At 61.1% G+C, this 13097-nt stretch carries 12 protein-coding genes; 7 read left to right on the top strand and 5 right to left on the bottom strand.

Annotation, left to right across the window (positions count from 1 at the left end):
* Window positions 1-34: 34 nt before the first annotated feature.
* Window positions 35-1201, bottom strand: coding sequence for a mandelate racemase/muconate lactonizing enzyme family protein (locus tag NKJ13_RS27120; protein WP_352706358.1), 1167 nt, complete (start codon window positions 1199-1201; stop codon window positions 35-37).
* A gap of 55 nt (window positions 1202-1256) precedes the next feature.
* Window positions 1257-1967: a GntR family transcriptional regulator gene (locus tag NKJ13_RS27115; RefSeq protein WP_352509048.1), complete on the bottom strand. Its 711-nt coding sequence runs from the start codon at window positions 1965-1967 to the stop codon at window positions 1257-1259.
* A gap of 208 nt (window positions 1968-2175) precedes the next feature.
* Between NKJ13_RS27115 and NKJ13_RS27110 the strand changes: the two genes are divergently transcribed.
* The 6 genes from NKJ13_RS27110 (at window position 2176) to NKJ13_RS27085 (ending at window position 8644) form a co-directional block, all read left to right on the top strand.
* Entirely contained in the window at window positions 2176-3654 is a 1479-nt protein-coding gene (locus tag NKJ13_RS27110) for an ABC transporter substrate-binding protein (RefSeq protein WP_254819841.1), read from the top strand.
* A gap of 66 nt (window positions 3655-3720) precedes the next feature.
* Complete coding sequence (locus NKJ13_RS27105) at window positions 3721-4680, top strand: carbohydrate ABC transporter permease (protein ID WP_352509049.1); 960 nt, start codon at window positions 3721-3723, stop codon at window positions 4678-4680.
* Window positions 4677-5567, top strand: coding sequence for a carbohydrate ABC transporter permease (locus NKJ13_RS27100; protein ID WP_352509050.1), 891 nt, complete (start codon window positions 4677-4679; stop codon window positions 5565-5567). Before NKJ13_RS27105 ends, NKJ13_RS27100 begins: the two co-directional genes overlap by 4 nt.
* 10 nt (window positions 5568-5577) lie before the next feature.
* A complete protein-coding gene (locus NKJ13_RS27095) occupies window positions 5578-6675 on the top strand; it encodes an ABC transporter ATP-binding protein (protein WP_352509051.1) in 1098 nt (365 codons plus the stop codon).
* Between the two features lie 33 nt (window positions 6676-6708).
* A complete protein-coding gene (locus tag NKJ13_RS27090) occupies window positions 6709-7872 on the top strand; it encodes a mandelate racemase/muconate lactonizing enzyme family protein (RefSeq protein WP_352509052.1) in 1164 nt (387 codons plus the stop codon).
* A gap of 22 nt (window positions 7873-7894) precedes the next feature.
* On the top strand, window positions 7895-8644 hold the full coding sequence (locus NKJ13_RS27085) for a ribonuclease activity regulator RraA (RefSeq protein ID WP_352509053.1): 750 nt from the start codon (window positions 7895-7897) through the stop codon (window positions 8642-8644).
* Here the strand turns inward: NKJ13_RS27085 and NKJ13_RS27080 are convergent, their stop codons facing one another.
* From NKJ13_RS27080 to NKJ13_RS27070, 3 genes are read right to left on the bottom strand one after another with little or no spacing between them, the layout of a single operon-like run.
* Window positions 8645-9466 carry an alpha/beta hydrolase gene (locus NKJ13_RS27080; RefSeq protein ID WP_352706352.1) on the bottom strand — a complete coding sequence of 274 codons (822 nt, stop codon included), beginning with the start codon at window positions 9464-9466 and terminating at the stop codon, window positions 8645-8647.
* Window positions 9467-9474: 8 nt separating this feature from the next.
* On the bottom strand, window positions 9475-10962 hold the full coding sequence (locus NKJ13_RS27075; protein WP_352778848.1) for an NAD-dependent succinate-semialdehyde dehydrogenase: 1488 nt from the start codon (window positions 10960-10962) through the stop codon (window positions 9475-9477).
* An 18-nt stretch (window positions 10963-10980) separates the two neighbouring features.
* Window positions 10981-12207, bottom strand: a complete 1227-nt coding sequence (locus NKJ13_RS27070) for an iron-containing alcohol dehydrogenase (protein WP_352778846.1) — start codon at window positions 12205-12207, stop codon at window positions 10981-10983.
* A gap of 187 nt (window positions 12208-12394) precedes the next feature.
* On the opposite strand from NKJ13_RS27070, the gene NKJ13_RS27065 reads away from it, so the two are divergent.
* On the top strand, window positions 12395-13096 hold the full coding sequence (locus NKJ13_RS27065) for a GntR family transcriptional regulator (protein ID WP_352739437.1): 702 nt from the start codon (window positions 12395-12397) through the stop codon (window positions 13094-13096).
* Window position 13097: the final 1 nt, after the last annotated feature.

The following is a 13097-nucleotide window of genomic DNA, read 5'->3' as shown; positions in this document are numbered from 1 at the left end:
GTCGCCCCGCACCCTGCGCCGGCACAGAGTGTTGCTAGCCCAGCTCGATCTCGTGGGCCTGCAGGTAGTCGCGGTCCATCTCAATGCCGAGACCAGGCTTCGACGTCAGCTTGAGGCTGCCGTTCGAAATGTCGAGTGGTCTGTCGATCAGGTGATCGTATTTGCCCAGGTTCCACTCCGACGTTTCGAGTTTGTAGAAGTTGGGAACAGTCATCATCACCTGCGCTCCCGCAACCACGTTGATTGGTCCCGCGGCGTCATGTGGCGAGACCGGCACGTAGTAGGCTTCGCACAGCGCAGAAATTTTCTTGAGTTCGGTAATGCCGCCGGTCCAGGTAACGTCGGGCATGATGTAGTCGGCGAGCCTGTTCTCAAGTACCGGCACGAAATCCCATTTCGTGTGGCCGCGCTCGCCCCATGAGATAGCGGTATTGACCTTCTCACGCACCTGCTTGAGGGCGTTAAGGCTCTCGGGCGGGCAGGGCTCCTCAAACCAGTCGATCTGGCCGGCCTCTTCGAGACTCCGACAGAGGCGAATGGCGGTGGGGACGTCGAAGCGGCCATGCGCATCGATGAGAATGTCGATATCGGGTCCTGCCGTTTCGCGGATCAGAGCCGTGAGCTCGGCGGCTTCGCGCTCGTCCTTGCGGGTCATGCTGCCGTCGAGGTAGCCGTCCCGCTGTTCGCGGGGCAGGCCATCGGCGCTGCGGCCCTGGTGGGGGTAGGGATCGAACTTGAGCGCAGTGTGTCCGGACTCGACAATGTCTAGAATTTCGCGGACCACAGCCTCCTTGCTGGTGAATTTGGCCTGGTTGGGATGGGTGTAGAGCGCGATCTCATCGCGTACCGGCCCGCCCAGCAGCTCGTAAATCGGCTTGCCGAGGACTTTGCCCCTGATGTCCCAGAGGGCTATGTCGATAGCGCTCACGCATTCGACGGCGGCGCCGCGGCTTCCCATGTAGGTGAAGCTGCGGAAGATCTTGTGCCAGAGATGCTCGATGCGCGCCGGATCCTCGCCTGTCACGGCGACGCCGATCTGCCGCAGGATCGTGCAGAGAGCGCGGTTGGCGAGCCTTGTCGTGGTGGTGATCTCTCCCCAGCCACTCACTCCCTCGTCGGTCGTCACTTCGACGAACAGGAACTCTCCCCAGTAAGAAGCATCGGACTTGATCAGCCACGGCCGAATGCTCGTGATTTTCATCTCAACTACCTTTGCCTGAAAATAGTCAGCTAACGATGGTTTTGGACTGGACATTCTATCCGGCCCGAGCCGCGTTGCGCGCTCGCATCTGTTCCAGAATATGCCTGCCCGAACCCTCGACATGGCGGGAAACGAGTTCGGCCGCCTTGTCGGCCTCTCCCGCCTTGACAAGCGCGATGAGTTCGCGGTGCTCGCGCATGATCGCGGCACGTCGCGCCAGCGTGAAATTGAAACGACGGCTCACGGCTCGCAGCACTTCGCGATGCTTCCACCAAAGCTCGGCGGCGTGGCGGTTGTAGTGCCGTTGGTACATCACGGTGTGGAAAGCGGTATCCAGCTCACTATGCCTGAATGTGTCGGCGAAGTTGTTCTCTTCGATCAGGCCCTGGAGACGTTCGAGTTCGGCGATGTCCTCGCCGGTAGCCATGTTCACAAACCATCGTGTCAGGGCTGGCTCGATCAGAACACCGATCTCGTAGATATCCCGGACAAAATCCTGATCTATGGGTCGGACGCGCGCCCCGCGGTTGGCGACAAAGGTGACAAACCCTTCGCCGCGCAACAGCTGCAGGGCTTCGCGCACAGGATTGGTCGAGGTGCCGTGACGCCGGGCGAGATCGGTGACGACAAGCCGTTCGTTGGGGGCGAGCCGTCCCTCGATGATGTCTTCCCGGATCAATTCATAAAGCGAGGCGCCCTCGCTGGAGGCTCCGATGGGATCGGTCCCCACCGGTGGCATCGCTTTGAAATCGCTTGTTTCGGCCAAGGCCGGCTCCCCATTTTAATACATACCTTGCCCGATATCACACACGGCTTTCGCAAACAATGTACGATTCTGCGCGTTGACAGGCAATCCATGATCTGAAAACGTACCAAGCGATCGAGCGGATACACTGATCTGAAAGAAGCATCCTCGCGATCGAAACGAGCAAGGACCGCTTTAGGGCGGCATGGGAGAACCAGGGAGGATACCTATGACGAGAATTGCCCTCGGCAGTGCCGTCCTGCGCGGCACTGTCGCCACTGCTTTGATCGCATCCCTGACGTCTACATCGGCGCTGGGTGCACCGCCGGTCGACCTGAGCAAGTGGTCGCCGGAATATGTGCGCTCCATTGCGGGCACACAGGATTTTGACACGGCGGCCGATTGCGCCAAGGTCACCCCGCTCGATTACAAGGGGCGACTGACTTTCTGGTATCAGGGCGTGTTCGAGGGCGACCCCGACCTCCTGCGCCAGTACTACAAGGATTTCTTCGAGACCTTCCGCAAAACCTATCCGAACATCCAGCTCGAGGAACAAGCCCTTACCTATAACGATCTTCTCGACAAGTTCCGCACCGCGCTCCTGGGCAATGCCGCGCCGATGGCGGTTCGCCTGCAAATCCTGGGTGGCACCGAGTTCGCCTCAAAGGGCTATCTGCAGCCGCTCAAGCCAGAGGATGTGGGGTATTCGACCGAGGATTTCTGGCCCGGCGCCATGAAGGCCGTGACCTGGGAGGGCGTGACCTACGGCATTCCGACCAACAACGAGACGATGGCGTTCATCTGGAACGCCGACATCTTCAAGCGTGCCGGCCTCGATCCGAACAAGCCGCCCGCAACGTGGGACGACGTGGTCAAGTATTCCAAGCAGATCCACGATAAGCTCGGCATTGCCGGATATGGCCTCGTGGCTCGCAAGAATGCCGGCAATACGCCGTACCGCTTCATGCCGCAGCTATGGGCCTATGGCGGCGGCGTCTTCGACGAAGCGACGCCGAATCCAACCTATGAGCAGGTCCAGCTCGATAGCCCGCAGAGCAAGGCAGCGCTGCAAGCCTCCTACGACATGTATGTTCGCGACAAGTCGGTTCCGGTTTCGGCACTCACCAACCAGCAGGCCGATAATCAGCCCCTGTTCGTCGCCGGCCAGCTCGGCATGATGATCTCGCACCCGTCCGATTACAACGTGATGCTCGACCTGCAGAAAAAGGCGACGGGCACCGACAAGGACAAGGCGCAGACGGTCATCGACAACATGCGCTACGGCCTGATCCCGACCGGCCCCGACGGCAAGCGCGCCGTCGTGTTCGGCGGCTCGAACATTCACATCCTGAAGCCCGAATATGTCGAGGGCGGCAAGGTGGACGAGCCGGCTGCAAAGGCCATCATCTGCATGTGGACGAGCCCCGAATGGTCGCTGAAGATGGCCTACGCCGGCTCGAATCCGGGCAACCTCAACGGCTTCAAGACCAAGTGGATGAAGGAACGTCTGGACAACATCAAGTTCCTCGATGTCACGACGTCGATGCTGCCATACGGCATCCCGTTCCCAGCGCTGCCGCAGGCCCCCGAGATCATGAACATCATCATCCCGGACATGCTGCAGAACGCCCTGACCGGAGCGATGACCGTCGACCAGGCAGCGGACGACGCAGCCAAGAGGGTGAGAGAGCTGATGGGCGGACTCTAGCCCAGACCTGACCGGCTTGGCCGATGGTCCAGCCGGTTCGTTCCGAAGAATAAGGGCACGCCACAAGTGACGATCGTGACCGGCAAGGCCGAGGCTCGCCGAAGATTGCAACCCGGTACCGCCGGCGCGCTGCGGAAGATCTGGCAGCATCGCGCGGACTACGCGTACGTGCTCCCGGCGATCGCCGTGATGCTCATCGTCATCGCCTATCCGATCTACTACACGGTCGAGCTGTCGTTCTTTAAGACACCGCCTGGCCTGCAGCTCCGCGATAAGACCTTCATCGGCTTCGACAACTACACGACCATCCTCACCAGTCAGGTGTTCTGGAAAGTCACCTGGAACACTTTGATCTGGACACTGGGGTCAACTTTCATCTCCTTTGTTCTGGGGTTTGCCACAGCGCTGGCGCTCCACCGCGACTTCATCGGCCGTGGCGTCTTGCGCGCTGTCCTGATCATCCCTTGGGTCATCAGTGCCGTCGCCGCCTCCTACATCTGGAAGTGGATCTACCATTCGGACTTCGGAATCATCGGCGCGGTGCTGGTTGGCCTCGGATTGGCCGACCAGCCGCCGAATTTCATCGACAATGTCAGCACGGTGCTGCCCTCCCTGATCGTCGTCAATATCTGGCGCGAGTTTCCGTTCGCCATGATCATGATGATGGCCGGCCTGCAGACAGTCCCCGACCAGTTGCTGCGCGCCGCAAAAGTCGACGGTGCCAATGCATGGCAGCGCTTTTGGCACGTCACCTTCCCGCACTTGCGCAACGTCTCGGTGGTGACGATGCTGCTGCTCGCGGTGGCCAACTTCAATTCCTTCATCATCCCCTGGATCATGACCGGCGGCGGGCCGTCGAATGCATCGCATATCTGGATAACCCATATTTATGAGCTCGCCTTCGGACGGCAGCGCTGGGGCGTGGCATCGGCCTATTCGGTGCTCCTGTTCCTCACACTGATGACGCTGGGCTACTTCTACGTCCGTGCGTTAAGCGGCAACGAACGGAAAGAGGGGAGCGCATGAGCACGATTGCCGAGACAGCCCCTCGAGCCCAGGCCCGTCGCCGCATGCGCGTCGACGGATGGCGGTGGGCCGGGCGCATATTCCTCGTGTTCATGCTGCTTTATACCGCGTTGCCGATGATCTGGATGCTGATCACCTCGATCAAGTCCGGATTCGCGGCGACACAATTCCCGCCGCAATGGTGGCCGGACGAACCTACCCTCGCCAGCTACCAGAAACTGCTCGATCCGCAGAACAGCGTCGGCCAGGACTTCCTCCGCTTCTTCTGGAACAGCCTTTTCGTGTCGACCGTCACGACAATTCTTTCGGTGATCGTGGCTGTCCCTGCGGCCTACGCGTTTTCGCGCTTCAGTTTCCCCGGCCGGAATTTCCTGTTCTTTGCCGTGCTGCTGCGCAATATGTTCCCGGCGGTGATCTTTCTCGTGCCACTCTTCATCCTGATGCGCGCCATCGGTCTGATAAACACGCACGGCTCGCTGATCCTCACCTATCTCACCTTCGGCCTGCCGCTGGCGATCTGGCTGCTCAAGGGCTTTTACGACAACATCCCGGTGCAGCTTGAGCAGGCGGCGCGCATTGATGGCGCCACACGGTTCCAGGCCTTCATCATGATCGTGATGCCGCTCTCGACGCCGGGGATTATCGCCACCGCAATCTATTCCTTCATCGGCGCGTGGAACGAGTACATCTACGCCTACACCTTCCTCTCCAAGAACGAGCAGTTGACGCTGCCGGTCGGCATCCAACGCTTCTTCTCGGAAAATACGACGGACTTTCCGGGCCTGATGGCGGCGAGCTTCATGATGAGCGTGCCCGTCGTGGTGCTGTTCCTGGTCCTGCAACGATACTTTGTACGCGCCCTTACAGAAGGCGCGGTCAAGCACTAGGGAGTTGCCGATGGCCCACGTGGTCCTCCAAGATCTCGTCAAGAGCTATGGCAGCTTCAAAGCTGTCAACCACGTCTCACTGACGGTCAATGACGGCGAGTTCGTTGCGCTCGTCGGCCCTTCAGGCTGCGGCAAGACAACCACGCTCAATCTCGTCGCCGGGCTGACCCCGATCTCATCGGGCGACATCATCATCGGCGAGCGGGTGGTCAACGACCTCGACCCCAAGGACCGGGACATCGCAATGGTGTTCCAGAACTACGCGCTCTACCCGCAGAAATCGGTCTACAAGAACCTGGCGTTCCCGCTTCAAATGCGCAAACTCCCCAGGGACGAGATCGACAAGAAGGTCAAGGAAGCGGCGCGAGTGCTCGACATGACGCATCTGCTCGAGCGCAAGCCGCGCGAACTTTCGGGCGGACAGCAGCAGCGTGTGGCCCTTGGCCGTGCCCTCGTTCGCGACCCCGCCGTGTTCCTCATGGACGAGCCACTGTCTAACCTCGATGCCAAACTGCGCGTGCAGATGCGGTCGGAGATCAAGCGTTTCCACCAGGACCTCAAGGCGACGATCATCTATGTGACGCACGACCAGCTCGAAGCCGTGACCATGGCTGACAAGATGGCGGTGATGAATGGCGGCTACCTGCAGCAATACGATTCACCGGCGCAGGTCTTTGCCCATCCGGTGAACATGTTCGTGGCCAGCTTCATCGGCAGCCCGGCGATGAGCCTTATTCCGCTAGAGGCCTCGATGGCAAACGGCAACACGGTGTTGACCGGCGCCGAGGGCTGGCGCCTTGAGCTCTCAGCGCGCAATGCCCAGAAGGTGGCGAAAGCGACGACCCGGAAAGTCGTGCTCGGCGCACGTCACTCGACGATCAAGCTCCACAAGAGTGCGGTACCAGGCAGCGTCCCTGCCAAGGCCTATACGGTGGAGCCGACCGGCGACGTCACCTTTGTTCAGGCGTTCCTGTCCGGCGCCATCGTCAACGTCAGCGTGCCGCCGAACATTGCCGTCGCGCCCGACGAGCAGATCTGGCTCGAGTTCGACCAGGAGCGGATGCATCTGTTCGACGGCGAAACTGAAATGGCCCTCAAGGCCAACTGAGATAGCGCGAATGCGCGTGAAACGTGGGCGTGGATGACTGAGAAGCTTAAGATCACCGCGATCAAGCCCTATCCGGTGTGGGTGGGAACCCGCAATCAGATGCTCGTCAAGATCGAGACCGACCAAGGCATCTTCGGCTGGGGCGAGAGCGGCTTGAGCGGTCGCGAGAGGGCCGTGGCCGGCGCGGTCGAGCACTATCGCGAGTTTCTCATCGGCCGCGACCCGATGCAGATCGGGCGGATCTGGCAGGAGGTTTACCGCAGCCAGTACTTCGAAGGCGGGCGAGTCCTTCAGGCGGCGATTTCCGCCATCGACATCGCCCTTCACGACATCAAGGGCAAGGCGCTGGGCGTGCCGGTCTATGAGCTGCTGGGCGGCAAGCAGCGCGACCGCATCCCCACCTTCGCCTCGACCGGCGACGAGGCCGAAGGCGATGTTGCCATCGAACGGGCGCGCGAGCTTCGCGCACAGGGGTGGCAGGCAATCCGCTTCTTCCCTTTCGGGCAAAACAGCAAGGACATCTTCGAGCCGCGCGAGTCCATCGGCGCTACCGCGAGTATGCTGAACAAGGCGCGCGAGGCGCTGGGCGGCGACGTGGTCCTCGGTCTCGACTATCATCATCGGCTGTCGGTGGCAGAGGCGGCGAGCTTCTGCAACAAGCTCGGCCGCGGCGTGCTTGATTTCCTCGAGGAGCCGATACGGGCTGAGACGCCGGAGGCCTATGAATCACTGCGCACGATGACCGACATCCCCTTTGCCATCGGCGAGGAATTTGCCAGCAAGTGGCAGTTCCTGCCCTACATCGAGCGCGGCATCCATCAGTTCAACCGGATCGATGTCTGCAATGTCGGCGGGCTCACCGAGGCGATGAAAATCGCTGGCTGGAGCGAGGCGCATTATGTGGACCTGATGCCGCACAATCCGCTTGGTCCAGTGTGCACGGCCGCGACCGTGCATCTCGCTGCAGCGGTACCCAACTTCGCGTGGCTCGAGACCAGGGCGCCCGAAACGAAGCTGGGCTTCGACAATTCCGACTTCTTCCCCGTGCAACCACGGCTCGACGGGACCGATTACCCGGTCGGCGATCTGCCGGGGCTCGGCGTCGAGGTCAACGAAGTTGCGGTCCAGGCGCAAAGTCTGCGTTTCTGGGAAGCGCCTCACCTTAGGCGCCGCGACGGTTCTGTTACGAACTGGTAGTTCCATTCAATCGGAGTCCACAATGACGCATACTTCCGACATCATGCGGCCGCCTAAAGACCTGATCGACGCGCTAAGGGAGATCGGCGCCGCGACGGTGGCCGGCACGCTTGGCCACATGGGCTTCCGCAATCCGCACATGGTCGGTCCGGTGGCGCAAAACCACGGGAAATCGATCGTCGGGCCGGCGTTGACGCTGCAGTTCCTGCCGCAGCGGCCGGACCTCTTCACCGAGGGAGAATATGCCGATCCGGAGACGCAACTGCACCGGCACGTGCTCTATCACGCGCAGGAGGGCGATGTGGTCGTGGTCGACGCGCGCGGCGACATGAGCTCGGGCGTCTTCGGCGATATGATGTCGACCTATTTCAAGGGCAGGGGTGGGGCGGGTATCGTCATCGACGGATGCATGCGCGACCGGCCCAATGTCGAAAAGCTCGACCTGCCCCTATGGCTGCGCGGCTGGACGCCAAACTATCATGTGCAGACCAGCATCTATCCCAATGCCGTCAACGTCCCGATTGCCTGCGGCGGTGTCACGGTGATCCCCGGCGACATCATCGTCGCCGACGACGACGGCGTGGTGGTGCTTCCCGTCGTAATGGCCCCGAAGGTGATCGAAGAATCACAGAAGCATCACGATTGGGAGGAGTTCTCGCGAGCGAAGCTCATGGAGGGCGGGCCGTTGCAACGCTACTATCCGTTGCATGACGATGCCCGCGGGGAGTACGAGGAGTGGCGCAAAACAAACCGCCCCGAGAACCCGAGTTAGTCAGCAGGCCTTGGCGATCAGTTTTGCCAGGCAATCGGCAGCCTCAGTCCCCGGCACGCCAAGATCTCTGACACTGTCCATGTGGTTGCGGTTCGGGAGCACATGCGACGTTACTAGCGATCCCTGCCGCAGCAAGCTTGCTTTGAATCGATCGGCTTGCTGATGGAAGGGTGGCGTCTCATTGGCTCCGACCAGAACCGCCGTCTTGGTTTGAGGATCATGCCGACAAGCGAGAGGTGTGAACATGGCGACTTCCTCGTCGGTGATTCCAATCTCGTTGGCGAGAAAGGAATCCTGGAGCGGCTTCAAATCATAGAGCCCGCTCAACAGAAGGGCTGCCCTCACATTCGAGGGGGTATGCTCTCCCTCGAACAGAAACGTTGCAAGATGTGCTCCTGCCGAATGACCACTGACAGTCAGGGCCATCGGGTTTCCACCATGATCGGCGATGTTGGCCAGGACCCACTGCTTGGCGCGGCGCACCTGGTCGACGATCCTCGCCATTCTGACCTTGGGCATCAGAGCGTAATCAAGGATGACGGCAATGGCCCCGGCCTGGGTAATCGTCGTCGCCATATATGAATAATCGCGCTTGGAGAACATTCTCCAGTAGCCGCCGTGGACAAAGACGTGCACTGGCAGGGCCGTTCTTTTGCCTGCGGGGAAGAACAGGTCCATGGTTTCGGTCGGATCCGGTCCGTAGGCCACGTCCGCGGTCATCGCAATAGTGGCGCGGGCGGCCTTGCTGCGATCAACGAAGTCCTGCACGATTTCGTCAAATTCCGCGACGTGGTCGCGGATGCGAAAGGGGTCGCCTTGCATTCTTCTGCTCACATGCTGATGGCGAGGTATTTCGCCTCCATGAATTCCGCAATGCCGTGATGCTGCCCTCCCTCGCGGCCGAGCCCGCTCTGCTTGACGCCGCCGAAGGGGGCAGCCGGATCGGACATCAGCCCGCGGTTGAGAGCAATCATCCCGGCCTCGATCCGGGAGGCCACCCGCATCCCGCCCGCCAGATCGCGCGTGTAGATGTAGGCAGCAAGCCCATATTCAGTGTCATTGGCGCGCGCGATGACCTCGGCCTCGGTTTCGAAGCTGGAGATTGGCGCCACCGGCCCGAATATCTCCTCATGCGCCATCTTTGCGTCGCCTGGCACGTCGCGAAGCACTGTCGGAGGGTAGAAGAAGCCACGTCCGGGCAGGACTGAGCCGCCGCACATGACCCGCGCGCCGCGTGCGACCGCGTCGGTGACAAGGCGGTCTATCTTCTCGACCGCCTTTTTCGTAATCATTGGCCCGCATTCCGTGTCCGGATCAGTGCCGGGGCCGACCTTGAGCGACGACATCCGCTTCTCGAGGCCATCCGAAAAGGCTTCGTAGATGCCGGATTGCACGTAGAGGCGGTTCGCGGCGGTGCAGGCCTCGCCGGCGTTGCGCATCTTGGCCACCATTGCGCCATCGAGCGCCGCTTCGAGATCGGCGTCGTCGAACACGATAAAAGGGGCATTGCCTCCGAGCTCCATCGAACACGAAACCACATGCCTGGCAGCTTCTGCCAGCAGAGCGCGACCCACACCCGTCGAGCCGGTGAAGGAGAGTTTGCGCACTCGCGGATCGGCCAGCATGGCGGCTGTCAAAGGCCCGGGACTGGAAGTTGTCAGGACGTTGACCACCCCCGGTGGAACGCCTGCGTCCTGGTAGAGCGCAGCCAGCGCGTAGGCGGTAAGCGGGGTCTCACTGGCCGGCTTCAGGATCACCGTGCATCCAGCGGCAAGTGCCGGCGCGATCTTGCGCGTCGCCATTGCGGCAGGAAAATTCCAGGGCGTGATCAGGACGCAGATGCCGATCGGTTCGTAGTCGACCACGATGCGGTTGGTGCCGGAAGGCGCAGTACCGAATTCACCGGTAATGCGAACCGCCTCCTCGGCATTCCAACGGAAAAACTCCGCTGCGTAAGCGATCTCGCCTCGGGCATCCCGCAGGGCCTTGCCATTTTCCAATGCGATGAGAGTAGCCAGCGCTTCCGATCGTTCCGTCATCAGTTCAAAGCAGCGTCGGAGGATCTCGGAGCGCTTTCGCGGCGACGTTGTCCGCCAGCCATGGGCTGCCTTGGCAGCGGCGGCAACGGCGGCGGCCGCGTCCTCCAAGGTCGCATCGGGTACGGCAGCGATGATGGCTTCCGTCGAGGGATCGATAACCGGAATTACCTTGCCATCCGCGGACTGCCGCCATTGGCCGTCAATATAGAGCCCGTGCGAAATTGTGTGGAAGTCGCTGACGCCCTGATCATCCGACAGAACCTGTGAAAACGTGTTCATCTCGATATTCCCGATTGTTTACACGGCGCAGCTGGCGAGGTCGCCATCAAAGGCGGCCTGGACCAGGCGTCGCATGGACCTCAAATCGAATGGCCGCGGATTGTTCTTGATGAGGCGCTCGATACCGATCGCTTGTTCCGCCGTCCAATCGAGCTTGTCGGCGGGCAGCCCTAGCTCGGCCAACGAGGGGGTGATCCCGATTGCCCCAAACAGGCGACTGACCTCGCCAATGGTCGCGTCGGCCAACTCGTCCGGCGTCCGGCCCTTTCCATCGAGGCAGAGCGCGCTGGCGATCTCGGCCATCTCGGTCGCTGCGGCTGTTCTGTTGTACTTCATGACATACGGCAACATGGTGGCGACACCCAATCCGTGAGCGGTGTGGGTTATCGCGCCGACCGGATATTGTACGGCGTGCGCTGCCGCCGTGCCGGCCGTTCCGAACGCGCAGCCGGCTGCAAGTGCGCCCATCATCACGTCGGCCCGAGCGTCCTCGTCAGAGGGCCGGCGGTATGCCGTTTCAAGGCTTCGGCCAAGCAGCTTGATCGCCAGCAGGGCGAAATGGTCGGTCAAGGCGGTTTTGCCGATAAAGACATGTTTCTGCGGAAGGCCGGGATCGGTTCCGCGCCTGGCGGCGGTGAAGGCCTCGATTGCATGCGTCAGCGCATCGGCGCCTGCGATCGCCGTCAATCCCGGCGGGCATGTCATCGTCAGTTCAGGGTCGCATATGGCTGCGGCCGCGATCAGATAAGGGCTGGAGATGCCGACCTTCAGTGTGCGATCCGGATCTGAGATCACGGCAACCGGGGTCACTTCAGAGCCGGTCCCGGCTGTCGTCGGCACCGCGATCAACGGCAGCGTTGGACCGGGCACCTTGAACTCGCCGTAGTAATCCTGGAGCTGACCGCCGTGGCTGATGAGCAACGCGGCGCATTTGGCCATGTCGAGACAACTGCCGCCGCCAATGCCGATCACCATGTCGGGCGCGAACTTCCGCGCCTCCTTAACGCAGACGGCAACCGTGTCTCGGGGAACGTCGGGTAGTACTCGGTCATGCACCAGCACATCTATCGCGGCGGCTCGCAGCGCCGCGACAATCTCTGCGAACGAGCCCGTTGCGGCAAAACGTTCATCGGTGCAGACGAGCGCGCGACGCCCGAGCCTGGCCGCGACAACCGGAATGACGTGGCGTTGGCCCTTCCCGAAGAGGATTTCGCGCGGCAGCCTTATGGCAGCGAAAAGGGTCATGACCTGCGTCCTATGATGATGTCTGGAAAGGCTGCGGGCGCGGCACGCTGCTCCCGCAGAACCACCGCTAGCGCCATTGCTTCGTCTCGTAACCGCGGCAAATGATATCCCTATAAAATCGTATAGGATATAGGATTGCATTGGCCGGAGCATCGTGTTAGCAACTCAATGTGTCAAGAGGCAAAACATGCAGGCCATTAACTTGCTCAATGCAGACGATACGAACCTCGGCGGCGGGCGTATCCAGCGCTCCAGCAGCCTGGTTGAGGACGTCTACGAGGCGATTTTTGCGCAACTCATGTCGCTGAAGATTGCGCCGGGCTCGCGCATCACGGTCGACAGCCTGGTCAAGGAATTCAACGTCTCCCACACGCCGATCCGCGAGGCGCTCGGCCGGCTCGAGGGCGAAGGCCTGGTGCTGAAGACGCATCTGATCGGTTACCGCGCTGCGCCGCAGATCACGAAACGGCGGTTCGACGAACTCTACGAGCTTCGCCTGCTGCTGGAGCCTCATGGTGCAGCAAAGGCAGCGGTGCTCATGGATGAGGTAAAGCTCGCACAACTTCAGAAATCCGCCGGCGTCATGGCGCGCCATGAGGGCAAGGACGAGCGCCTGCGGTATTCCAACTTCGCCCGCCAGGATGCCATTTTCCATGACAAGGTCATGGAATTCGCCAACAACGAACTCGTGCGCGAGACACTGGCTCACCAGCATACCCACTTCCACATATTTCGCCTGATGTTCCATTCGCGCGTCACCGAGGAGGCGCTTGACGAGCATGAGGCCATTCTGGCCGCTTTCGCTGCGGCCGATCCTGCTGCTGCCGAGCAGGCGATGCGTCGCCATATTGAGCATTCCCGCGACCGTTTGTTGTTGGCGTTCGACTGAG

Source organism: Mesorhizobium sp. M0174 (genome assembly GCF_040322275.1).
GTDB lineage: Bacteria > Pseudomonadota > Alphaproteobacteria > Rhizobiales > Rhizobiaceae > Mesorhizobium.
The sequence above is the reverse complement of the archived record's forward strand: the minus strand, read 5'-3'. Positions and strand labels throughout refer to the sequence as shown.

What these genes read in the sequence shown, in the direction of transcription:
- NKJ13_RS27080 (WP_352706352.1), bottom strand. Translation starts at nt 9,466, where the DNA reads ATGCAAGGCGACCCCTTTCGCATCCGCGACCACGTCGCGGAATTTGAC.
- NKJ13_RS27095 (WP_352509051.1), top strand. Translation starts at nt 5,578, where the DNA reads ATGGCCCACGTGGTCCTCCAAGATCTCGTCAAGAGCTATGGCAGCTTC.
- NKJ13_RS27065 (WP_352739437.1), top strand. Translation starts at nt 12,395, where the DNA reads ATGCAGGCCATTAACTTGCTCAATGCAGACGATACGAACCTCGGCGGC.
- NKJ13_RS27075 (WP_352778848.1), bottom strand. Translation starts at nt 10,962, where the DNA reads ATGAACACGTTTTCACAGGTTCTGTCGGATGATCAGGGCGTCAGCGAC.
- NKJ13_RS27120 (WP_352706358.1), bottom strand. Translation starts at nt 1,201, where the DNA reads ATGAAAATCACGAGCATTCGGCCGTGGCTGATCAAGTCCGATGCTTCT.
- NKJ13_RS27090 (WP_352509052.1), top strand. Translation starts at nt 6,709, where the DNA reads ATGACTGAGAAGCTTAAGATCACCGCGATCAAGCCCTATCCGGTGTGG.
- NKJ13_RS27070 (WP_352778846.1), bottom strand. Translation starts at nt 12,207, where the DNA reads ATGACCCTTTTCGCTGCCATAAGGCTGCCGCGCGAAATCCTCTTCGGG.
- NKJ13_RS27100 (WP_352509050.1), top strand. Translation starts at nt 4,677, where the DNA reads ATGAGCACGATTGCCGAGACAGCCCCTCGAGCCCAGGCCCGTCGCCGC.
- NKJ13_RS27085 (WP_352509053.1), top strand. Translation starts at nt 7,895, where the DNA reads ATGACGCATACTTCCGACATCATGCGGCCGCCTAAAGACCTGATCGAC.
- NKJ13_RS27110 (WP_254819841.1), top strand. Translation starts at nt 2,176, where the DNA reads ATGACGAGAATTGCCCTCGGCAGTGCCGTCCTGCGCGGCACTGTCGCC.